The following is a 21313-nucleotide window of genomic DNA, read 5'->3' as shown; positions in this document are numbered from 1 at the left end:
AGATCATCACATCCCACGGACAAACGAAGGACACGCAACGGGTGTCCCGCGCTACAGTCCGGCGCGTCGGAGGGACGCGCCGAGGTCGGCGATCCGTCCCTGGTCCTCCGGAGCGGGCCACCACCGGGCGGCCGAGAGGTCGACCCGGTAATCCCCCGAGTCCGCCGAGCCCGAGGGTAGGGACAAGGGGGTCCCCTCCTCGTCATAGCGGTGCCGGGCGGGCAGTGCCAGCCCCTGGGGAGGATGACCGCCGGCCCGCAGGATGCGCCACCAGGGAACGTCCCGCGTGCTCCGGGACAGGGCCCGTCCGACCTGGCGCGGTCCGCCGCATTCGAGGAGTTCCGCCACGTCACCGTAGGTCAGGACCCTGCCTCCGGGAACCAGCTCCGCGACGGCCAGGACGGCCTCGGCATAGGCCTCCGGATCGATGCGGGGGGCGCGTACAGGGCGCAGGGCGGAACCGGCGTGCAGATCGATGGGAGAGGCGCCCGCAGGGCCGGCGTCGACGACGCCCTGGCTGAACCCCTGACCGCCGGCTCGTGGATGCATGGGCCAACCCTAGCCCGTCGGCACGCGCCGGAGGGGCGGCATCAATTGGTCGGACCCTGCCGATACCGTGATGCCATGACGAGCTGGCATGAGGGTCCACACGCCGCGTTCGACCTGGAGACGACGGGACGTGATCCGCTGACGGCGCGCATCGTCACCGCGACCATCATCCTCGTCGACGGCGACGGCGAGGTACTGGAACACCACGAGTGGCTGGCCGATCCGGGTATCGACATCCCGGACGGTGCCGCCGCCATCCACGGCATCACGACGGACCATGCACGATCCCACGGGCTGCCCGCCGTCGACGTGGTCCACGGCATCTCGGCGGTCCTCGCGAGGCTCTTCACGGCCGGCGTCCCCGTGCTCGCCTACAACGCCCGGTACGACTTCACGGTGCTCGCCCAGGAGGGCCGGCGCCACGGCGTGGAGACGCCCCGACCATCGCCCGTCGTCGACCCGTTCATCATGGACAAGCAGGCGGACCGCTACCGGCGCGGCAAGCGGACGCTGACCGCGCTCTGTGAGCACTACGGCATCCGCTTCGAGCATGCACACACCTCAGCCGCCGACGTGCTCGCGACGCTTCAGGTGGGGCGGGTCCTCGCGGAGCAGTACGCGTTCCTGCGACGGCCCGCCGCGGACCTGCACGCGTCGCTGATCGTCTGGGCGGACCGTCAGGCGGCAAGCTTCGAGGAGTACCTCCGGAGGACGGAACCCGACGCCGTGATCGAGCGTGCCTGGCCTGTCATCGAACCAGCCCTCCAACCGACCGGCGGGTCCGCCAGCGAGTCCGGCCGTGACCCGGTCAGCGGATCCCGTGGCGCCGGCAGCACGCCGGCCGGCGGACCCGGCAGCGAGTCCGTCATCGGACCCCTCAGCGGATCCCGTGGCGCGCCGCAGGGCCGGCCGGCCCCGGCCGCCGCGACGGCCGCCCGACCCGCTGCTCGCCCTGCCTAGTCGACCGGTACCGCTGCCGCTGCCGCCTGCGCCGCTGCTGGAAGTGCCGCGTGGACGCGCTCCATCGCGGCGTCGTCGTGCGCTGCCGAGAGGAACCACGCCTCGTACACCGACGGCGGCAGGTAGACGCCGGAGTCGAGCATGGAGTGGAAGAACGGCCCGTAGCGGAAGGCCTCCTGGCCCTGCGCGTCGGCATAGTTCCGGACGCCGTGCTCCGCGGTGCCGAACGCGACACTGAAGAGGTTCCCGGCCCGCTGGATGGAATGGTCGACGCCGGCCCTGGAGAGCTCCGCGGACAGTGCCTCGCTGACCTCGAGCGAGCGTGCATCGACGTGGCGGTAGACGTCGTCGGTGGCTGCGGTGAGGGTGGCGACGCCTGCGGCCATGGCGAGCGGGTTGCCCGACAGGGTGCCCGCCTGGTAGACGGGTCCGATCGGCGCGAGGTAGTTCATGACGTCGGCGCGGCCACCGAGTGCCGCGGCGGGGATGCCGCCGCCGATGACCTTGCCGAAGGTCAGCAGGTCAGGTGTCCAGGGGTGCTCGGCGTCGTCGGCCCCGCCGGTGAGTTTCCAGTACCCGCCCGCGTGCGTCCGGAAGCCGGTCATGACCTCGTCCACGATGAACAGGGCGCCGTGCTCGGAGGTGATGCGGCTCAGGAAGGCGTTGAACCCGGGCGCCGGCGTCACCACGCCCATGTTGGCGGGGGCGGCCTCCGTGATGACGGCGGCGATGTGCTCGCCGTGCGTGCGGAAGGCCTCCTCGACGGCTTCGACGTCGTTGTAGGGCAGCACCAGGGTCTCCGCGGTCGTGGCCTCCGTGACTCCGGCGGACCCGGGCAGCGCCAGGGTCGCGACGCCCGATCCTGCCGACGCGAGCAGGCTGTCCACGTGCCCGTGGTAGCAGCCGGCGAACTTCACGATGAGGTTGCGCGAGGTGAAGCCGCGGGCCAGTCGTACCGCCGTCATGGTCGCCTCGGTGCCGGTGGAGACCATGCGCAGGAGTTCGACGGCGGGCACGCGCTCCTTCACGAGCTGCGCCAGGTCCGCCTCGGCGGGCGTCGAGGCACCGAAGGTGAGCCCGTGGTCGACGGCGCGGTGGACTGCCGCGATCACGTCGGGGTGGGAGTGGCCGAGCAGGGCGGGTCCCCACGAGCAGACGAGGTCGACGTACTCCTGGCCGTCGGCGTCGGTGACGTACGCTCCGTGCGCGTCGACGAGGAAGCGGGGGGTCCCGCCGACCGAGCCGAAGGCACGCACCGGCGAGTTGACGCCGCCGGGCATGAGGGCGCGGGCGCGTTCGTACAGGTTCTCAGAGGTGGTCATGGCGGTCCCTTAGCTGCAGTTCTGGTTCTAGTGGTTGGTCTCGCCGAGCCAGAGCGCAAGCTCCGAGGCCCAGTAGGTGAGGATCATCTGTGCGCCGGCACGCTTGATGCCGAGGACCGATTCCTCGATGGCACGCCGCCGGTCGATCCACCCGTTCGCGGCAGCGGCCTCGATCATCGCGTACTCCCCCGAGATCTGGTACGCCGCGACGGGAACGGGTGACATGGCGGCGACGTCGGCCAGGATGTCGAGGTAGCTCATCGCGGGCTTGACCATCACCATGTCGGCGCCCTCCTCGATGTCCAGCTCCACCTCGAGGATCGCTTCCCGGCGGTTCGCCGCGTCCATCTGGTAGGTCCGGCGGTCGCCGGTGAGCTGGGAGTCGACGGCCTCCCGGAAGGGCCCGTAGAAGGCCGAGGCGTACTTCGCGGCGTAGGCCAGCACCACGGTGTCCTGGTGTCCGGCTCCGTCCAGCGCCTGCCGGATGACGGCGACCTGGCCGTCCATCATGCCGGACGGTCCCAGGACGTGGGCGCCGGCCCTCGCCTGCTCGACGGCCATCTGCGCGTAGAGCGCCAGCGTCGCGTCATTGTCCACCGAACCGTCGTCGGCCAGCACCCCGCAGTGGCCGTGGTCGGTGAACTCGTCGAGACAGACGTCGCTCATCACGACGAGCGAGTCCCCCACTTCGGCACGGACGTCGGCGATGGCCCTGTTGAGAACGCCGTCGGGGTCGATGCCGGCACTGCCGGTCGCGTCCCGGTGTTCCGGGATGCCGAAGAGCATGATGCCGCCGACCCCGCGCTCCACCGCCTCCGCCGCCGCCCGCTTCAGCGAGTCCGTCGTGTGCTGCACGACGCCCGGCATGGAGAGGATGGGTGAGGGCTCGCTGAGGCCCTCCCGGATGAACGCCGGCAGGATGAGCTCGGACGGGTGGACCCGGTACTCGGCCACCATGCGCCGCAGCGCAGGTGTCGAACGCAGCCTCCGTGGCCGGTGCTGGGGAAAACTCATGGCTGATCTCCGTTCAGTGGTGCGGGTACGGGTCCGGGTCGATACGACGGCCCCGCGAGAAGGCTTCCCCGACGGCCAGGGCGATTCCCTGCGGTGTCGGGTCCGCTGCCGTCGCTTCCGGCTCCCAGCCCTGCGTCCGCAGGGCCGAGGCCGTCGTACGCCCGATGGCGACCGGAAGGAAGGCCAGCGGCCCGGCGTCCAGCCTTTCATGAAACTGCCGGACGGCGCTCGGTGCGGTGAACACGACGGCGGGCTGGACACCGGCCGCCGCAAGCGCCGCGAGCTCCGTCCAGGTCATCAGCGGCGGCCTCGCTCCGGACTCCTCGACACCGGGGACACGCCGTCCCGCGTGTCCGGGATAGGGCACGGTGCGGTACGCCTCGACCCTGCGGACGGACCACCCGCGGTCGGCGAGGCCGGCGCGGAGGTCGTCGGGAGCGAGGTCGGCCTGCGGGACGAGCACGGCGCCGTCCCCGCGCGGGAATCCGCGCAGGAGACCGGCTGCCGACGCGTCCTCAGGCACCAGCTGCACCGGGATGCCGGCGTCCGCCAGCAGGCGCGCGGTGGTGGAGCCGACGGCGGCGACGCGCACCCGTCCGGAGCGGACCAGGTCGGCGAGCACCGTGCCGCGGGAAGCTGCGACCATGCCGAGTGCCTGGACGGCGTTGCCGCTGGTCACCACGAGCCACTGGTACGCGCCCCTGCCGAGGGCCTCCAGTTCGGTGGCCACGGCGTCCACGTCGGAGGGCAGTTCGGTGTCCGTCAGGGGCAGTGCGTAGGTCGCCATACCTGCTGCGGAGAGCGCGGCGGCGATGCGGACGGCCCGCGCGGGATGCCGGAGGACGATCACCGTGTCCCGATCCTTCGCCACGGCCTCCCTAGCTGTTCAGGGGCGCGATGGCGGCAGCACCTGCGGCGAGCAGGTCCTCGGCGAGGTCGAGCCCCAGCTGCGCGGCGGCGACGGCATCCGTGGCGGGCGCGGAGCGGGTTCTCCGGAGGATCGAGCGGCCGTCCGGGCTGCAGACCACGGCCTCGAGCGCGAGTTCGTCACCCCGCAGGTGCGCGAGGGCCCCGATCGGCGCTGCACATCCGGCCTCGAGCTGCAGCAGGACCGCGCGTTCCGCGGTCACCGCCAGCCGTGTGGGCAGGTGGTCGTAGGCGGCGAGGGCTTCGCGTACCCGCGGCGTCGCCTCGGTCTCGCGGCATTCGACGGCAAGGGCGCCCTGCCCGGCCGCGGGCAGCATGACGTCGGTGTCGATCAGTTCGGTGATGGCGTCGTGGCGTCCCAGCCGCCGCAGTCCCGCTGCGGCGAGGACGACGGCGTCGAGGTCGCCCGGCGCCCCGGGGACGAGTCCGGCGACGCGCCCCAGGCGGGTGTCCACGTTGCCGCGGATGTCGACGACGTCGAGCCCCGGCCGTGCGGCGCGGAGCTGCGCGGCGCGGCGCGGCGACCCCGTGCCCACGCGGGCCCCGTCGGGGAGGGTGGCCAGTGTGAGCCCGTCGCGTGCGCACAGGGCGTCACGGACGTCCTCACGCTCGGGCACCGCTGCCACGGTGAGCCCGGGTGCCGGAAGGGTGGGGAGGTCCTTGAGCGAATGCACGGCGACGTCGCACCGCTCCTCGAGCAGCGCGTCACGGAGGGCTGCGACGAAGACGCCGGTGCCCCCGATCTGCGAGAGCGATCCCTTCAGGACGTCTCCCTCGGTCCGGACCCGCACGAGTTCGTAGGGAAGGCCGGCGAGGCCGGAGACCTCCTCCGCCACCGTCGTCGTCTGCGTCATCGCGAGGGCGCTGCCCCGCGTTCCGACCCGGATACCTGCAGCCATCACATCTCCGGGTTGGGAAGCGGCGTCCCCACGGTCGAATCGACGGCCGCGATCGTCGGCTTCTCACCGCGCCGGTTGGCGCAGCAGTTCGGCCGGCAGACGTCGTACCAGGGGCCGAGGGTCGTGGCGGCCGGGCGGTCGGCGATGTTGTTGTCGATGGTTCGCTCGAGGATGAGGTCGATCAGGCCCTCGACGAACTTCCGGTGGGTTCCGGGGGTGGGGACGCGGTCGGCGACGATACCGAGTTCGCCGCAGGTCTCCAACGCCTCCGTGTCGAGGTCCCAGGCCACCTCCATGTGGTCGGAGACGAATCCGAGCGGGACGATGACGACGCCGCGCGTGCCGTCCTCGTAGCGGTCGCGGAGTGCGTCGCTGATGTCCGGCTCCAGCCACGGGATGTGCGGCGCGCCGGACCGGGACTGGTACACGAGGGACCACTCGACGCCTGCGGCATCCGGGATCCGGTCGAGCACGGCCTGCGCCGTCGCGAGGTGCTGCGCCACGTAGGCGCCCTCCTCGTGGACGGGGCCACCCTCGCCGTTCCGCGGTCCCGCGGCCTCGGCGTCGCCCATCGGGATCGAGTGGGTGGAGAACATGATGTGGATGGGGGCGTCCGGCGTGCCCTGCCCGGCGAGGCCGGCGCGGACCTTGGCGAGGCCCTCGGTCACGCCTTCGACGAAGGGCTCGACGAAGCCCGGGTGGTCGAAGTACTGGCGGACCTTGTCCACCTCCAGGCGGCCTTCGAGGCCGGTCTTCACGAGCGCCATGCCGAGGTCCTCACGGTACTGGCGGCAGCTCGAATAGCAGGAGTAGGCACTCGTGGTGACGGCCAGCACCCTGCGGTGGCCGGCGTCGTACGCCTCCTGCAGGGTGTCCGCGATGAAGGGTTCCCAGTTGCGGTTGCCCCAGTAGACCGGCAGGTCGATGCCGCGCCGGCGCAGTTCGGCCTCCATGGCCGCCCGGAGCGCCCGGTTCTGCCCGTTGATGGGGCTCACGCCGCCGAAGGCACGGTAGTGGTGCGAGACGGCCTCCAGGCGCTCGTCGGGGATGCCGCGCCCGCGCGTCACGTTGCGCAGGAAGGGGATGACGTCGTCCTGCCCCTCGGGTCCGCCGAAGGAGGCGAGCACGATGGCGTCGTACGCCTTCGGCGCCATCCGGCCGGACTCATCCACGCCCTCGAGGGGGTCGAATGCCTGCGCGGTCATCGGAGCACCTCGGCGATCTCGCTGAGCTCGATCCGCCTGCCGGTGTAGAAGGGGACTTCCTCACGGACGTGGCGGCGCGCCTCGGTCTCCCGGAGGTAGCGCATGAGGTCCACGAGGTCCACGAGCTCGGGAGCCTCGAGTGCGAGGATCCACTCGTAGTCGTTCAGCGCGAAGGACGAGACCGTGTTCGAGATGACCTGGGGGTACTTGCGGCCCTTCAGCCCGTGGTCCGTGAGCATCTGGCGGCGCTCGTCCGTGGGGAGGATGTACCAGTCGTAGGACCGGACGAACGGGTACACGCAGACCCATTCGGCGGGGGCCACGCCGCGGGAGAACGCCGGGCTGTGGGACTTTGAGAACTCGGCGTCGCGGTGGACGCCCATCGCCGACCACACCATGGTGGTGCCGGCGAACATCGCGGTGCGGCGCAGCGCGCGGACCGCGGACTGGAGGTCCTCGGGGCGGGGACCGTGCAGCCAGACCAGGACGTCGGCGTCGGCCCGCATCGCGGAGACGTCGTAGAAGCCGCGGAGCACGACGCCGTCCTCGGCAAAGGAGGCGACGACGTCGTCGAGCGCGGTGCCGGAATCCGTCGGTGCGGTTCCCCGCTGGAAGACGGTCCAGAGCGTGTAGAACAGCTCACCGGGGGCTTCGGCGCCCTCTCCGGTCTGCTGTGGAGCGTGGGCGGGGTTGCTACCGGTGAGCTCAGTCATGGCACTAGTTTGCCTCCTGCCCGGAGGCGAACCGAAATCCTCCACTTCTACAAAGCGTAGAAGAGAGGAACGTCACACCTGACCGACCGGTCCGTCCCCTGTGGGGGTCTCGGCGGCGGTCTCGACGGGCACATCGTCGAGGGCATCCGCGAGGGCCGTTGCGCGCGCCCGGGCATCGTCGATGACGGACACCAGACCAGTGCCGGCGAGCCATCCGCCGGTCACGGCGAGGGACGCCGACCGGCCGGCGACGAGCGCCCGGATCCGGCCGACCCGCTCCCGGTGGCCGACGGATGCGTGGGGCAGGGCCCCGGCCCAGCGCACGACGTCCCAGTCGAGCACGTCCGCGTCGTGGATGGGGACGCCGAGCAGGGTCGAGGCGTCGGCGAGCGCATGCCGGTAGAGGACGTCGTCGGGCGTGACCAGTCCGACGTCGGCGGGGGTGTCCCCCACCCGGCCGAACGACAGGCGCAGGACATGCGAGCCGGGGCCGGCCTCGTCGCGCAGCCACGCCCACTTGGCGGTCGCGTGGGTCAGGGCCTTGGCGGCGACGCCCTGGACGCCGCGCGCCACGAGGACACCGGTGCCGCGCGGACGGGCGTCGAGTTCCGGGACGTCGACGATCAGGGTGACGAGCGCGACGCCGGGTACCGGGTCGGGCCGCTCGGTGGCGATGGCGGGGATGACCGGGGCGAGGAGGTCGACGGCGGCCCGGCCCTCCGTGGCGACGAGGATGCCGTCCGCCCGGATGTGGCGCGTCAGCGTCGAGTGCTCCGTCGTCACGGTCCAGCCCGCGCCGGAGGAGGAGATCGCCGTGACCTGCTCGCCGGTGCGCAGGTCCGCGCCGCTCGCGCGGAGCTCCTGCACGAGGGCGTCCCGGAGCTGGGCCATGCCTCCGACGAGGCCGCCGACCGCGGCACCGGCGGGAGCCGCCGTCCGGAGCGCCCCGGCTGCCGCCCCCAGCGACCCGAGGCGTGCCATGGTGGCACGCAGGCCGGGCGCCACGGAATCGACGTCGAGGTCGTCGGGGTCGGCGGAGAAGACGCCGCCCGCGACGGGCGCCACGAGCCGGTTGAGGACCTCGTCCCCCATGCGGGTCCGCACGAGTTCACCGAGGCTGACCTTGCTGCGGGTCGCGAGGGGCCCCACCGGCAGGACCCGGTCGAGGGATGCCCGCAGGGCTCCGGCGCGGCCGATCACGGCAATGATCGCGGGATCGGAGGGGTCTGCGGGAATGCCGAGCACGCCCGACGTGGGCAGTGGCTGCGCGGACGCCCGGAGGTCCTTGCCTGGGAGCTGCACCCAGGCACCGCTGGCGTCGGGAGACACGATGCGGCCGCCCAGCCCCAGTTCGTCCGCGAGCGCCGGGACGGTGGCGGACCGCGTCGAGAAGGACTCGGCGCCGCTGTCGAGCTGCAGGCCCCCGAGCATGCGTCCGTCCACCGTGCCGCCGAACCGGCCGGATCGCTCGAGCAGGGTGACATGGACTCCCCGCTGGAGGAGCGTCCGCGCGGCGACCAGGCCCGAGATGCCTCCGCCAACCACCACCGCGGTGCGGCGCCCCGTCCGCTCCGGAGCCCCGGCGTCCCCGTGCGGTTCCGCCTGCGGACCCTCGCCCCCGGTGCCGCGGGCCACGGCTACGGCTCCACCGAGTGGATGAGCTCGACGACGCGCGTGAGGACTGCCGGGTCCGTGTCCGGCGGTACGCCGTGGCCGAGGTTCACCACGTGCCCCGGAGCCGATGCGCCGGCGGCGAGCACGTCCCGCACGTGCTGTTCCAGGACGGGCCAGGGAGCGGTCAGCAGCGCCGGGTCGATGTTGCCCTGGAGCGGCACGCCGCCCCCGAGGCGACGGCTGGCCTCGTCGAGGGGCAGGCGGTAGTCGACGCCGATCACGTCCACCCCCACCTCGTGCATGGCCACGAGCAGTTCGGAGGTGCCGGTGCCGAAGTGGATCAGGGGTGCGCCGAACCCGCGTACGTGGTCCAGTGCCCGGCGCGACGCCGGCGCAACGTGGCGGCGGTAGTCGGCCAGTCCCAGCGAGCCGGCCCAGGAGTCGAACAGCTGGGCCGCACTGGCCCCGGCCTCCAGCTGCGCGCGGAGGAACATGCCGGAGGCGTCCGCCGCCCAGTCGGTTAGGGCACGCCAGGTTCCGGGGTCGGCATGCATCATGGTGCGGGGGCCGAGGTGGTCGCGGGACGGCCTGCCCTCGACCATGTAGGCGGCCAGGGTGAACGGTGCCCCGGCGAACCCGATGAGCGGCGTGGAGCCGAGCTGGGCGACGGTGAGTGCGACGGCCTGGCGGATGGGTTCGAGCGCCTCGTCCGTCAGCGTGGGAAGGGCGGCGACGTCGGCCGCGGAACGGATGGGCGCGCCGAGGACGGGACCCACGCCCGGCACGATGTCCACATCGACTCCGGCGAGCTTGAGCGGGATCACGATGTCGGAGAAGAAGATGCCTGCGTCGACGTCGTGCCGGCGCACGGGCTGGAGCGTGATCTCGGAGGCCATCTCCGGATCCAGGCATGACTCGAGCATGTTGGTGCCCTCGCGGAGCGCACGGTACTCGGGGAGGGACCGGCCTGCCTGCCGCATGAACCACACGGGGCGCCGGTGCGGGGTCTGCCCCCGGTAGGCGGAGATGAGGGCCGAGCCGGACGTGCGTCCGTCGACCAGCGGGTGCGATGCTCCAAGGTCCATACCGCCGATTCTGCCGAAGATCGCCGCGGATGGTTAACCGGAGGCCGGCGCGCGACGGCGCGCGTGGCTAACATCACCTCTGCAGCGGAGGGGCAGAATCCCGCAGGAATCCGCGGATTGCAAGCCCTGGTAAGGATTGCCTGTCCGGTGGGGAGGCCCTGTTCTCGGTATGATTGCAGGGTTGTGGTACTTCTTTCACTTGTAGCGACACACTCGAACGTGGACCTGGAAACGGTCGCCCGACTCAGCGTCGGGGCACCCCAGGTCCCTTCCGCCGTGCTCGCCGACCACAGGGCCGTCTCCGGCGCCGTCGTCCTGGCGACGTGCAACCGCTTCGAGATCTACGCCGAGGCCCCCTCCGACGACGACGTGGAGGCCGCCCGGTCCGCGATCGTCTCGACCATCAGCGAGTACTCCGGTATCCCCGAACAGTCCGTGTCCTCGTCCTTCGAGACCCACACCGGCCAGGACGTCGCCGAGCACCTGTTCGCCGTCGGCGCCGGGCTCGACTCCGCCGTGATCGGCGAACGCGAGATCGCCGGCCAGGTCCGCCGCGCACTCATCGACGCCCAAGGTTCCGGTGCTGCCAGCGGCGGCCTCGTACGACTCTTCCAGGCCGCCTCGAAGACCGCCAAGGACGTCGGAGCCCAGACGGCGCTCGGCAGCCGGGGCCGCTCGATCGTCTCCGTGGCCCTGGAACTGGCCGGGGACATCTCCGAGGACGCCGACTGGTCGGCCAAGACCGTGGTCGTGTTCGGCACCGGAGCCTACGCAGGTGCGACGATGGCCGCCCTCAGGGAGAGGGGCTGCACGGATATCTCCGTCTTCTCCTCCTCCGGACGCGCCGAGGCCTTCGTCGCGACCCGGGGCGGGACGGCGGTGGCCGCCGCGGACCTGCCCGGCGCCATGGCCCGCGCCGACGTGGTCATCGGCTGCAGCGGCAGCGACGCACGCATCGACGCCGCGGACATCGAACGCGTCCGCACCGGCAGCACCCATCCGCTCGTCATCATCGACCTCGCCCTCAGCCACGACTTCGACCCCGCCGTCGGGACCCTCGAGGGCGTGGAACTCATCACCCTCGAATCCGTCCGGGCCGCCGCCCCCGAGGAACAGGCCGATGCGCTCACCCAGGCCAGCGACCTGGTGCGGGAGGCCGCGCGGTCCTTCCAGGAGCAGCAGAACACCCGCGCCATGAACGCCGCGATCGTCGCGCTGCGCCGGCACACCCAGGCCGTCCTCGACTCCGAGATGGAACGCGTCCGGGCCCAGCACGGGTGCACCGCCGCTGCCGAGGAAGTCGAGTTCGCCCTGCGGCGCATGGTCCGCCAGCTCCTGCACGTGCCGACCGTCCGGGCACGCGAACTCGCCGCCGAGGGACGCCAGGACGACTACACCGCAGCCCTCGAGGCCCTCTACGGGATCGACGTCGCACCCGCCGGGAAGGCACCCGCCGAGCAGCTTCCAGCAGCAACCGGTTCAGCAGCAACCGGTTCAGGATCGGCCGTTCTGTCCGACGCCATCGTCCTGGCCGCGCCCCACGCCCAGCACGTCCACGCGCCCACCGATGGCGCCGCATGTCCCGTGGACCACGAACGGCCCGCCGAGAGCGCCTAGCCGCCCGCCCTGCACTCCCCTGCATGACTCCCTGCACGACGGGACCGGGACGGGACTAGTAGGTCAGTTTCTCCGGTTCGATCCTGCGCACCCACTCGAGAATCCCGCCGTCCACGGACCGCACGTCCGGGTGGCCCTGTGCGCGGAGGAACCGGACGACGTCGGCGGAGCGGACACCCGACTTGCAGTGGACCAGGACCGTCCGGGTGCTGTCGACCGCCGCGTCACCGTCGAGGATGGAGTTCTTCGGGACCAGCACCGCGCCGTCGATGCTCACGATCGCGTACTCCTCGGGATTGCGGACATCCAGCAGGTCGAAGTCGGCCTCCCCGACCGCCCGTGCCGCGAGGAGTCCAGCGAGCTCGTCCACCGACACGGTCGGGACCGGATCCTCGGCCGTGCCCGCGTCCGCAGCACCGGCGGCGGGCATGCCGCAGAACTGCTCGTAGTCGATGAGCTCGGTGACCCGGGTGGCCGTCGGGTCCGGCCGTACCCGCAGCTCCCGCCAGCTCATGTCCAGCGCGTTGAAGACCAGCACCCTGCCGAGCAGCGTGGTTCCCACTCCGGTGATCAGCTTGATCGCCTCGTTGACCATGACGGACCCGATCTGAGCGCACAGGACGCCGAGCACCCCGCCCTCCGCACAGGACGGCACGGATCCGGGCGGGGGTGCTTCCGGGTAGAGGTCGCGGTAGGTGGGGCCGTGGTCCTGCCAGAAGACGCTCACCTGCCCGTCGAAGCGGAGGATGGAACCCCACACGTAGGGCTTGCCGAGGATCGCCGCGGCGTCGTTCACGAGGTAGCGCGTGGCGAAGTTGTCCGTGCCGTCGACGATCAGGTCGTACCTGCCGAACAGCGCCAGCGCGTTCGACCGGTCGAGCCGTTCCTGGTGCAGGATCACCTCGACCAGCGGATTGAGCTCCAGAATGCTGTCCCGCGCGGACTCCGCCTTCGACCGGCCGAGGTCCGGCATGCCGTGGATCACCTGGCGCTGCAGGTTCGAGAGCTCGACGTCGTCGTCGTCCACGATGCCGAGCGTGCCCACTCCCGCAGCCGCGAGGTAGAGCAGCGCCGGCGAACCGAGCCCGCCCGCGCCGATCACGAGCACGCGTGCATTCCGGAGGCGCAGCTGCGCGTCGACGCCGAAGCCGGGGATGATGAGGTGCCGCGAGTAGCGCAGCGTCTCGTCCTGGGTCAGGGTCCCGCTCGCGTCCACGAGGGGCGGCAATCCGTCCGGTCCCGACAGCGACGACGGCGGAGCCGCGGGGCTCTCCGTGGCGGAGGCGCCCGCAGTCGCTGGGGCCGGTGGGGACGGGAAAGCAGTCATGCCCAAGGGTATTCCGCAGGACAGCGGGCGGCCAGCGCAGGGCCCGCGAGGCCGCCCGGCGTCGGCAATGGCCGTCCGCAGTAGCCGCCGCAGTCGCCGCAGCCCCCTCCCGCCTGCTACGTCCGGAGCGCCGATGCCGCGTGGGAGTCGGTGGGTAAACTGGGCGGACGTCCCTGACCTTTGAACCGAGGATCGCCCCCCGTGAGTGATGAACCGACCGCCGCCGGAAAAGCCCCCCGGCTGCCACGAGACGAACGCCGGCGCCAGCTCCTGGCGGCTGCGCAGGAGGTCTTCGTGGGCAACGGGTACCACGGTGCGGCCATGGATGACATCGCCGTGGCGGCCAAGGTCAGCAAGCCCGTGCTCTACCAGCACTTCCCCGGCAAGCGTGACCTCTACCTCGCCCTGCTCGACAGTCATCTCGCGGAGCTGACGCAACTGCTCGTCGACGCGATCCGCTCGACGGACGACAACAAGCTGCGCGTGCACGCGACCATGCGGGCCTACTTCCAGTTCATCGCCCAGGACAGCAAGGCGCACCGGCTCGTCTTCGAATCGGACATCAGCAACGAACCCGATGTCAGCCGCCGGCTCGAGGAGTTCAATGCGCACTTCGCCAACGCGATCGCCGGCGTGATCGCCGGTGACACCCAGCTGTCCATGGTGGAGGCGACGCTGCTGGGACGCGGCCTCGCGGGCATGGCCCAGATCAGTGCGCGCTACTGGCTGGAGACCGACGGCAGCCTCGACATCGATGCCGCGGCGGAGCTGATCTACCGTTTAGCTTGGCGCGGAATCAGCCGCTTCCCCAAGGAGATCTAGGGTAGGTTTCGGTACGAATCACAGGTTCACTACACAGGAGGCATGCGCCGTGGAAATCAAGATCGGTATCCAGAACGTCAACCGGGAGATCATCCTCGAGTCCTCCGAGAGCGCGGACGCGATTGCCGAGCTGGTGTCCCAGGCGATGAGCAGCGGTTCCGAGCTGCGCCTCAAGGACTCCAAGGGCCGCCAGGTCATCGTCCCGACATCCGTCCTCGGCTACGTCGAGATCGGTGCGGAGGAGACCCGGCGCGTCGGCTTCGGCGCGCTGTAGTCCCAGCAGTCCCGAGGAGACCCGCGGTGGACGGCGTATGCCGCCGCCGCGGGTTTTTTCGTGTTTGCCCTAGTGTTTGCCCTAGTGCCTGCCCTAGGCGGTGAGCCCCAGTGCGCTCATCCGGCGCGAGTGGTTGCGGGTCAGCTGGGAGAAGAGGGCTGTCGTGTGCTGCGTGGTGTGCGCCTCGTCCTCGAACAGCAGGCCGGCGAGGTACTCGCGTTCAATGCCCACCCGCTGAGCCTGCGTGAGAGCTTCCCCCACGAGCCTGCGCCCCCAGAGCGCCAGCCGCGAGGCGAGCCGCGGGTCCTCGGACAGGGCTTCCTTCAGGCGCCGCTGCAGGTGTACGGCGCCCTCGCCCGAGTTGATCGTGCTGATGAGCTCGCGGGTGCGCGGGTCCAGGCTGTCCGCCAGGGCCCGGTAGAAATCGCCGGAGAAGGCGTCCAGGACGTAGGCCTTCATGAGGGACTCGTACCAGTCCCCGGGGCGCGTGCGCTCATGGAAGGCATCGACGGACGCCTGGAAGGGCCCCATGGCATCCTCCACAGGGACACCGAGCTGCGCGAGGAAGCGGCCCACCAGTTCGAAGTGCTCGAATTCCTGCACCGCGAGGCGCGCCAGGTTCGCCCGGTCCGCGAGGCTGGGTGAGAACCGCGCATCCGACGAGAGCCGCTCGAAGCCCGACAGCTCGCCGTAGGCGATGACACCGAGCAGATCGGCGACGAAGCGCGCGTAGCGGGGGTCGGTGAGGGCGTCCCCGGCAACCCCTGCCGATCCGGCAGGAGCAGATCCGTCAGCAGCCGATCCGTCAGCAGCCGATCCGGCAGGAGCCGATCCAGCTGCACCTGATGCGGCAGCATCCGGCTCAGCGTCCGCCGGCGCAGGCGCTCCCGGCGAGCCGAAGGACGCGGTGCGGTGCGGCTCGGTGGCGGAGAGGGCCGTGCCGTCGGAGGAGCCGTTGTTCATTCTGCAAGAGTACGCAATCGAAGGCCCGGGGCAACCTGCAGCACGGCGTCCGGGTCTGTTGCGGGACGCTGTCCGCGGTCTATGCTCGCGGTCCGGGCCGCGGGGATTCCGCGCTCCCAGCACAGATCCGATGACAGATCCGGCCGCAGCAGGAAGGCAGCACCCATGGACTTCTCCACCGTCCTCGAACTCTCCGGCCGCACGGCCACCGGTCTCGAAGTGCCGGAGGACGTCCTGGCCGCGCTCGGCGGAGGCAGGCGCCCTGCCGTGCGGGTCACCATCGGCAGCTATACGTACCGCACCACGATCGGGTCGATGAACGGCCGGGCGATGATCCCGGTCAGCGCGGAGCACCGCGAGGCCTGCGGGATCGAGGCCGGCCAGACGGTGGTGGTGCGCCTCGAACCCGACACCGAGGAGCGCACCGTCGACGTGCCCGAGGACCTCGCCGTCGCCCTGTCCGGTGATCCCGCGCTGGTGGGTGCGTTCGACGCGCTGTCCGTCAGCCGCAGGAAGGCCCTCGTGTTTCCCATCCTGCAGGCGAAGGGCGCCGACACGCGACAGCGACGGGTCCTGAAGGCCGTCGAGTCCCTCCGCACATCCGCCTCCTGACTGCACGTCCGGGCTCCCGCGCGGCGGAGCGTGCCCGATGTCCGGAACGTGCATTACCGTAGGCCTGTGCCAGCACAGCATATGGACCTTCGGGACCGCGAGTCCCACCAGCGCCTCGCCGAGTCGCTCCGGGCCCTGCGCGAGGAACTCGACATCCGCGAGGACTTCCCGGAGGCAGTCCTGCAGGAGGCTGCGGACGCGGTAGCGACCTCCCACCTCCCGTCCGCCGACCTGCGGGACGTTCCATTCCTCACGATCGATCCGCCGGGCTCCACGGACCTGGACCAGGCCGTGCATCTGGCACGCGGCAGTGCGTCCGACGGCGCGTCCGGTGGAGGGAGCGACGCGGGCTACGAGGTCTGGTACGCCATCGCCGACGTCCCGCTGTTCGTCCGCCCGGGCGGTGCCATCGACGGTGAGGCCCGGCTCCGGGGCCAGACCATGTATGCGCCGGACGGCCGCATCTCGCTCCACCCCGAGGTCATCTCCGAGGACGCGGCGAGCCTGCTTCCCGGCAGGGACCGCCCCGCATTCGTGTGGCATTTCCACCTGGACGCCGACGCCATCGTCCGGTCCGCCTCGGTGCGCCGGGCCGTGGTGCGCAGCCGGCGCCAGCTCACCTATGCGGAGGTCCAGGCGGACATCGATGCCGGTACCGCCGACGAGCAGCTCAGCCTGCTCCGCGAGATCGGGATCCGGCGCCTCCAGCAGGAACTCGACCGCGGCGGAGCGAGCCTCAACCTGCCGCGCCAGGAGATCACGCACGACGGCGAGACCTACGGCATCCTCACCGAGCCTGCCCTCCCGTGCGAGGACTGGAACGCCCAGATCTCGCTGATGACGGGGATGGCCGCGGCGCGCATGATGATCGACGGCGGCATCGGCATCCTGCGTACGATGCCCGAGCCCGACGAGGGGGCGCTCGGCAAGTTCCGCCGCCAGTCCGAAGCGCTCGAGCACCCATGGCCGGCGGACATGCCCTACGGCGCCTTCCTGCGCACGCTCGACGTCACAGACCCGCGGCAGCTCGCGCTGATGCACGCCGCGGCCTCGCTCTTCCGGGGTGCCGGCTACACCGCGTTCGACGGCGAGGTGCCGGACGCCGTCGTGCAGTCGGCCATCGCCGCGCCCTACGCCCACGCCACCGCTCCCCTCCGCCGCCTCGTGGACCGCTTCGTGCTCGTGACCTGCGCGTCACTGTGCGCCGGCGAGGAGGTGCCCGGCTGGGTCCGGGCCGCCCTTCCGGACCTCAACGCGCTGATGGCGTCCTCCAACCAGATCGCATCCCGGCTGGATTCCGGGGCGATGGATGCCGTGCAGGCCGCGCTGCTGAGCAACCGGATCGGCGAGGCATTCTCGGCCGTCGTCCTGCAGGGGTCGCCGCCCGCCGTCGAGGACGCACCCGGCAAACAGGCACCGCGCCTGTCCGGGACGGTGCAGGTCACCGAACCGCCGCTCGAGGCGAAGTGCTACGGCGAGCTCGTGGCGGGTGAGCGCGTCACGGTGGTGCTCGTGGAGGCCGACATCGTGCGCCGGCGCCTCCGCTTCGAGGTCAAACCGACGGACGCGCCCCTCCGGGGCCTGGAATGACGCCGGACAGGGACGGGCAGGGTAGTCTTTAACGCGTAGTAATGGATGCCCGGTCGTTATCATTCGTCGATAACCCGCAGTACCTACTCGATCCCGAGTTTTCCCGCAGGCGCAGGTCTCCCTCCGCAGCCCGCACGCAGTTGCAAGCCCGCGATCGGCTTCCACTGGACGCCCTGCGCCCGCCGATACGCTCCGCACGGGACATTCTCCCGGCGTCGAGCCTCAGCGGCCGCAGAGCCTGAATGAACGGTAGAACGTGCACAACACACACCACACAGACACGACGGCCACCGACGCGCACCACCTCGTCGCCGACAACTCCTCCGACGTCATCGACGTCGAGGAGACCCTGGTCACCACCGAGGAGCCGCACGCGGCCGTCGCCGAGACCTTCGCGGACTTCAACGTCCGCCCGGACATCGTCGAGTCCCTCGCGGACGCCGGCATCACCCACCCCTTCCCCATCCAGGCCATGACCCTGTCGATCGCCCTCGGCGGCCACGACATCATCGGCCAGGCGAAGACGGGAACGGGCAAGACCCTCGGCTTCGGCATCCCCGCCATCCAGCGCGTCGTCGGCCCCGATGACGAAGGCTACGACAGGCTCCCGGTTCCCGGCGCACCGCAGGCCCTCGTCGTCGTCCCGACGCGCGAGCTCGCCGTCCAGGTCGCCAGCGACCTCACGACGGCGGCCAGGAAGCGCAACGCGCGCATCGTCACCATCTACGGCGGCCGCGCCTACGAGCCGCAGATCGAGGCCATCAAGAAGGGCGTCGAGATCGTGGTCGGCACGCCCGGCCGCCTGATCGACCTGTACCGGCAGAAGCTGCTGGTCCTCAAGAACGTGAAGATCGTCGTGCTGGACGAGGCCGACGAGATGCTGGACCTCGGCTTCCTGCCCGACGTCGAGACCCTGATCGCCGCGACGCCGCCGGTACGCCAGACCCTCCTGTTCTCCGCGACCATGCCCGGCCCCGTCATCGCCATGGCGCGCCGCTACATGACGCAGCCCACGCACATCCGCGCCGCGGATCCCGAGGACGAGGGCATCACCAAGAAGGACATCCGCCAGGTCATCTACCGGGCGCACAACCTGGACAAGGCCGAGGTCGTGGCCCGCATCCTGCAGTCCCGGAACCGCGGACGCGCCATCATCTTCTGCAAGACGAAGCGCACCGCCGCGAAGCTCTCCGAGGAACTCATCGACCGCGGCTTCGCGGCCGGAGCCATTCATGGGGATCTCGGACAGGGCGCGCGCGAGCAGGCACTGCGTGCCTTCCGCGGCGACAAGATCGACGTCCTCGTGGCGACGGAGGTCGCGGCACGCGGCATCGACGTCGAGGACATCACGCACGTCATCAACTACCAGTGCCCCGAGGACGAGAAGGCCTACCTGCACCGCGTGGGCCGCACGGGACGCGCCGGCAAGAAGGGCACCGCGGTCACCTTCGTCGACTGGGACGACGTCCCCCGCTGGGGCCTGATCAACAAGGCGCTCGGGCTCGACACCCCGGAGCCTGTGGAGACCTACTCCTCGTCGCCGCACCTGTACACGGACCTGGACATTCCCGAGGGCACCAAGGGACGCCTCCCCCGGAAGGACCGCAAGCTCGCGGGCATCGATGCGGAGGTCCTCGAGGACCTCGGCGAGACCGGCAAGCGCGGCGGCGGACACTCCGACGGAACCAGGAACGACGGCGGCCGGAACGACGCCGGTCGCGGACGTTCCGGTGACCGCGGACAGCGACGCGACGGCGCTGCCGGCGAGGGCTCGCGCGGATCGCGGGGCCGTGGACGCAGCGACAGCCGCAGCAGCGATGCCCAGGCCCCCGCAGCGCCCGCAGCGTCGGCCGATGGCGAGGGCGGACGGCGTCGCCGCTCGGCCGGCGACGGCGAGGCCCCGGCGGGCGACCGCCAGCGCCGCAGCCGCACCCGCCGACGCAATGGCGAGGTCGTCGCGAAGCCTGCCGGCGGCGCAGAGGACTAGCCCTCGGTGACCGAGCTTCCTGCGCCGTCCGTACTGCCCGACTGGAGTGCGGACGGCGCCAACCTCGTGGTGCACGCGGACAATGCGGAATACCTGGCCACCCTGCCCGATGCGGCGTTCACGATGATCTACGTCGACCCGCCTTTCAACACCGGCCGCGTGCAGCGCCGCCAGCAGACCACGATGGTCCGGGCGGCCGGAGGCACGGGCGATCGTGTGGGCTTCAAGGGCCTCTCCTACTCGACCGTCAAGGGCATGCTGGCGAGCTACGACGACGCGTTCGAGGACTACTGGGACTTCCTCGCGCCTCGGCTCGCCGAGGCATGGCGGCTCCTCGCGGACGACGGCACACTTTACCTGCACCTCGACTACCGCGAGGTGCACTACGCCAAGGTCATGCTGGACGCCCTGTTCGGGCGCGACTGCTTCCTCAACGAGATCATCTGGGCCTACGACTACGGTGCACGGGCCAAGCGCAAGTGGCCCGCCAAGCACGACAACATCCTCGTGTACGTGAAGAACCCTTCGGGCTACTACTTCAACAGCGACGAGGTGGACCGGGAACCCTACATGGCCCCCGGCCTCGTGACCGCCGAGAAGGCTGCGCTCGGCAAGCTGCCGACCGACGTGTGGTGGCACACCATCGTGTCCCCGACCGGCCGCGAGAAGACTGGTTATCCGACGCAGAAGCCCGAGGGCCTGCTGCGGCGGGCCGTTGCGGCGAGCAGCCGGGAGGGCGACTGGGTGCTGGACTTCTTCGCCGGGTCGGGGACGCTCGGAGCGGTCGCGGGCAAGCTCGGCCGGCGCTTCGTCTGCGTGGACCGCAATCCCCAGGCCATCGACGTCATGCACGCCCGCCTGGCCCCATGGCTCCAGGTCCCGGGCAGTACGGCTAGCTGATCGGGGTCCCGGTGGCCAGCGACACGATGGCCTCGAGGACCTGGCCGCTCGTGACGTTCTCCCCGAGCAGGTTCGGCTTCCCGCTGCCGTGGTAGTCGCTGGAGCCCGTGACGAGGAGGCCGTTGTCGCGTGCGATCCTCCGCAGCTCCACCCGGGCGTCCTCCGGGTTGTCCCGGTGATCGATCTCCAGGCCCAGCAGCCCGGCGTCGATCATCTCGTCGATGACCGCGCCGCCCACCACGGCCCCGCGGTTGAACGCGGAGGGGTGCGCGAAGACGGGGACACCGCCCGCCTCCCGGATGAGGGACACCGCCTCCGCGGGGTGCGGCGCGTAGTGGCTGACCCAGTAGGGTGAGCGCGCCGTCAGGACGCGCTCGAACGCTTCCGACCGTGTACTGACGATGCCCAGTGCGATCAGCGCATCCGCGATATGCGGGCGCCCCACGGTCGCCCCCTCGGTCACGTGCTCCTCGACCAGGTCCCAGGTGATGGGGAAGTCCGCGGACATGAGCTCGACCATGCGCCGGGCCCTCGTGAGCCGCGCGGTACGGGATTTCGCGATCTCCTCCCGCAGGCCGGCGTGCTCCGGGTCGTGCAGGTAGGACAGCACGTGCACGCTGATGCCGGTGTCGGTGCGGCAGGAGACCTCCATGCCGGGGACGAAGGTGATGCCGTGCGCTGCGGCCGCCGCGGCGGCGCGCTCCCAGCCGGCCGTGGAGTCGTGGTCGGTGAGTGCGACGGCGTCGAGGCCTGCGGCCGCCGCGGACGCGATCAGGACGTCGGGGTCCTCGGTACCGTCCGAGACGTTGGAGTGCGTGTGCAGATCGATTCTCACCGGACCCAATCTACGCGCCGTCGCCGGCTCCGTCCGGCACCGGCGCCCCGCCCTGCGGGAGGGACGGACTTTCCTGCTGCGCGGCGACGGTGAGACGA

General features: G+C 71.2%; 20 protein-coding genes. 8 read left to right on the top strand and 12 right to left on the bottom strand.

What is annotated here, in order from left to right; all coding sequences use genetic code 11:
- Positions 1–51 precede the first annotated feature (51 nt).
- Positions 52–549 (bottom strand): MGMT family protein, encoded by a 498-nt coding sequence (locus tag P5G52_RS08920; protein ID WP_301226625.1) that lies wholly within the window; start codon positions 547–549, stop codon positions 52–54.
- 75 nt (positions 550–624) lie between these two features.
- Between P5G52_RS08920 and P5G52_RS08915 the strand changes: the two genes are divergently transcribed.
- Entirely contained in the window at positions 625–1509 is an 885-nt protein-coding gene (locus P5G52_RS08915) for a 3'-5' exonuclease (RefSeq protein WP_363321874.1), read from the top strand.
- Here P5G52_RS08915 and hemL read toward each other — a convergent pair.
- The 8 genes from hemL to hemE form a co-directional block, all read right to left on the bottom strand.
- The gene (gene hemL, locus P5G52_RS08910; RefSeq protein ID WP_301226623.1) at positions 1506–2831 is read right to left on the bottom strand and encodes a glutamate-1-semialdehyde 2,1-aminomutase; all 1326 of its coding nucleotides are present in this window, start codon (positions 2829–2831) and stop codon (positions 1506–1508) included. The two genes, P5G52_RS08915 and hemL, sit on opposite strands and share 4 nt — an antisense overlap.
- Positions 2832–2858: 27 nt before the next feature.
- On the bottom strand, positions 2859–3845 hold the full coding sequence (gene hemB / locus P5G52_RS08905; protein WP_301226621.1) for a porphobilinogen synthase: 987 nt from the start codon (positions 3843–3845) through the stop codon (positions 2859–2861).
- A gap of 13 nt (positions 3846–3858) precedes the next feature.
- Positions 3859–4716: a uroporphyrinogen-III synthase gene (locus tag P5G52_RS08900; RefSeq protein ID WP_301226619.1), complete on the bottom strand. Its 858-nt coding sequence runs from the start codon at positions 4714–4716 to the stop codon at positions 3859–3861.
- Between the two features lie 7 nt (positions 4717–4723).
- Entirely contained in the window at positions 4724–5671 is a 948-nt protein-coding gene (hemC, locus tag P5G52_RS08895) for a hydroxymethylbilane synthase (protein ID WP_301226617.1), read from the bottom strand.
- Positions 5671–6876, bottom strand: coding sequence for a ferrochelatase (locus P5G52_RS08890; RefSeq protein WP_301226615.1), 1206 nt, complete (start codon positions 6874–6876; stop codon positions 5671–5673). Before P5G52_RS08890 ends, hemC begins: the two co-directional genes overlap by 1 nt.
- Positions 6873–7589 carry a hydrogen peroxide-dependent heme synthase gene (gene hemQ, locus P5G52_RS08885; RefSeq protein ID WP_301226613.1) on the bottom strand — a complete coding sequence of 239 codons (717 nt, stop codon included), beginning with the start codon at positions 7587–7589 and terminating at the stop codon, positions 6873–6875. The genes P5G52_RS08890 and hemQ overlap by 4 nt, the downstream gene beginning before the upstream one ends.
- A gap of 72 nt (positions 7590–7661) precedes the next feature.
- Entirely contained in the window at positions 7662–9224 is a 1563-nt protein-coding gene (gene hemG / locus P5G52_RS08880; RefSeq protein ID WP_363321873.1) for a protoporphyrinogen oxidase, read from the bottom strand.
- Positions 9225–9226: 2 nt separating this feature from the next.
- On the bottom strand, positions 9227–10288 hold the full coding sequence (gene hemE, locus P5G52_RS08875; RefSeq protein ID WP_301226611.1) for a uroporphyrinogen decarboxylase: 1062 nt from the start codon (positions 10286–10288) through the stop codon (positions 9227–9229).
- A 183-nt stretch (positions 10289–10471) separates the two neighbouring features.
- On the opposite strand from hemE, the gene P5G52_RS08870 reads away from it, so the two are divergent.
- Entirely contained in the window at positions 10472–11905 is a 1434-nt protein-coding gene (locus P5G52_RS08870) for a glutamyl-tRNA reductase (protein ID WP_301226609.1), read from the top strand.
- Between the two features lie 55 nt (positions 11906–11960).
- Here the strand turns inward: P5G52_RS08870 and moeB are convergent, their stop codons facing one another.
- Positions 11961–13232 carry a molybdopterin-synthase adenylyltransferase MoeB gene (gene moeB, locus P5G52_RS08865; RefSeq protein ID WP_301226607.1) on the bottom strand — a complete coding sequence of 424 codons (1272 nt, stop codon included), beginning with the start codon at positions 13230–13232 and terminating at the stop codon, positions 11961–11963.
- A 201-nt stretch (positions 13233–13433) separates the two neighbouring features.
- Here moeB and P5G52_RS08860 point away from each other — a divergent pair, with 201 nt between their 5' ends.
- Together P5G52_RS08860 and P5G52_RS08855 are read left to right on the top strand one after the other, a co-directional pair.
- Positions 13434–14054, top strand: coding sequence for a TetR/AcrR family transcriptional regulator (locus P5G52_RS08860; RefSeq protein WP_301226605.1), 621 nt, complete (start codon positions 13434–13436; stop codon positions 14052–14054).
- 49 nt (positions 14055–14103) lie between these two features.
- The gene (locus P5G52_RS08855) at positions 14104–14328 is read left to right on the top strand and encodes a DUF3107 domain-containing protein (protein WP_301226603.1); all 225 of its coding nucleotides are present in this window, start codon (positions 14104–14106) and stop codon (positions 14326–14328) included.
- A gap of 93 nt (positions 14329–14421) precedes the next feature.
- Here the strand turns inward: P5G52_RS08855 and P5G52_RS08850 are convergent, their stop codons facing one another.
- Complete coding sequence (locus tag P5G52_RS08850) at positions 14422–15291, bottom strand: ferritin-like fold-containing protein (RefSeq protein ID WP_301226601.1); 870 nt, start codon at positions 15289–15291, stop codon at positions 14422–14424.
- Between the two features lie 165 nt (positions 15292–15456).
- On the opposite strand from P5G52_RS08850, the gene P5G52_RS08845 reads away from it, so the two are divergent.
- From P5G52_RS08845 to P5G52_RS08830, 4 genes are all read left to right on the top strand, one after another.
- Complete coding sequence (locus tag P5G52_RS08845) at positions 15457–15903, top strand: YdeI/OmpD-associated family protein (protein ID WP_301226599.1); 447 nt, start codon at positions 15457–15459, stop codon at positions 15901–15903.
- Positions 15904–15969: 66 nt separating this feature from the next.
- Entirely contained in the window at positions 15970–17493 is a 1524-nt protein-coding gene (locus P5G52_RS08840; RefSeq protein ID WP_363321872.1) for an RNB domain-containing ribonuclease, read from the top strand.
- Positions 17494–17824: 331 nt separating this feature from the next.
- On the top strand, positions 17825–19480 hold the full coding sequence (locus P5G52_RS08835) for a DEAD/DEAH box helicase (RefSeq protein ID WP_435868696.1): 1656 nt from the start codon (positions 17825–17827) through the stop codon (positions 19478–19480).
- Positions 19481–19486: 6 nt separating this feature from the next.
- Positions 19487–20380: a DNA-methyltransferase gene (locus tag P5G52_RS08830; protein ID WP_301226595.1), complete on the top strand. Its 894-nt coding sequence runs from the start codon at positions 19487–19489 to the stop codon at positions 20378–20380.
- Here P5G52_RS08830 and P5G52_RS08825 read toward each other — a convergent pair.
- Positions 20373–21215: a PHP domain-containing protein gene (locus P5G52_RS08825; RefSeq protein WP_301226593.1), complete on the bottom strand. Its 843-nt coding sequence runs from the start codon at positions 21213–21215 to the stop codon at positions 20373–20375. The genes P5G52_RS08830 and P5G52_RS08825 overlap by 8 nt on opposite strands.
- Positions 21216–21313 lie beyond the last annotated feature (98 nt).

Origin of the sequence: Arthrobacter burdickii (assembly GCF_030433645.1) — a bacterium.
Taxonomy (GTDB): Bacteria; Actinomycetota; Actinomycetes; order Actinomycetales; family Micrococcaceae; genus Arthrobacter_D; species Arthrobacter_D burdickii.
This window is presented reverse-complemented; position numbering and strand designations above follow the sequence as displayed.

Excerpts from the sequence above, each read along its gene's own strand:
- P5G52_RS08915 (WP_363321874.1), top strand. The coding sequence starts at position 625 with ATGACGAGCTGGCATGAGGGTCCACACGCCGCGTTCGACCTGGAGACG.
- hemC (WP_301226617.1), bottom strand. The coding sequence starts at position 5,671 with ATGGCTGCAGGTATCCGGGTCGGAACGCGGGGCAGCGCCCTCGCGATG.
- P5G52_RS08890 (WP_301226615.1), bottom strand. The coding sequence starts at position 6,876 with ATGACCGCGCAGGCATTCGACCCCCTCGAGGGCGTGGATGAGTCCGGC.
- P5G52_RS08850 (WP_301226601.1), bottom strand. The coding sequence starts at position 15,291 with ATGAACAACGGCTCCTCCGACGGCACGGCCCTCTCCGCCACCGAGCCG.
- hemB (WP_301226621.1), bottom strand. The coding sequence starts at position 3,845 with ATGAGTTTTCCCCAGCACCGGCCACGGAGGCTGCGTTCGACACCTGCG.
- hemQ (WP_301226613.1), bottom strand. The coding sequence starts at position 7,589 with ATGACTGAGCTCACCGGTAGCAACCCCGCCCACGCTCCACAGCAGACC.
- P5G52_RS08920 (WP_301226625.1), bottom strand. The coding sequence starts at position 549 with ATGCATCCACGAGCCGGCGGTCAGGGGTTCAGCCAGGGCGTCGTCGAC.
- moeB (WP_301226607.1), bottom strand. The coding sequence starts at position 13,232 with ATGACTGCTTTCCCGTCCCCACCGGCCCCAGCGACTGCGGGCGCCTCC.
- hemL (WP_301226623.1), bottom strand. The coding sequence starts at position 2,831 with ATGACCACCTCTGAGAACCTGTACGAACGCGCCCGCGCCCTCATGCCC.
- hemE (WP_301226611.1), bottom strand. The coding sequence starts at position 10,288 with ATGGACCTTGGAGCATCGCACCCGCTGGTCGACGGACGCACGTCCGGC.
- P5G52_RS08845 (WP_301226599.1), top strand. The coding sequence starts at position 15,457 with ATGGACTTCTCCACCGTCCTCGAACTCTCCGGCCGCACGGCCACCGGT.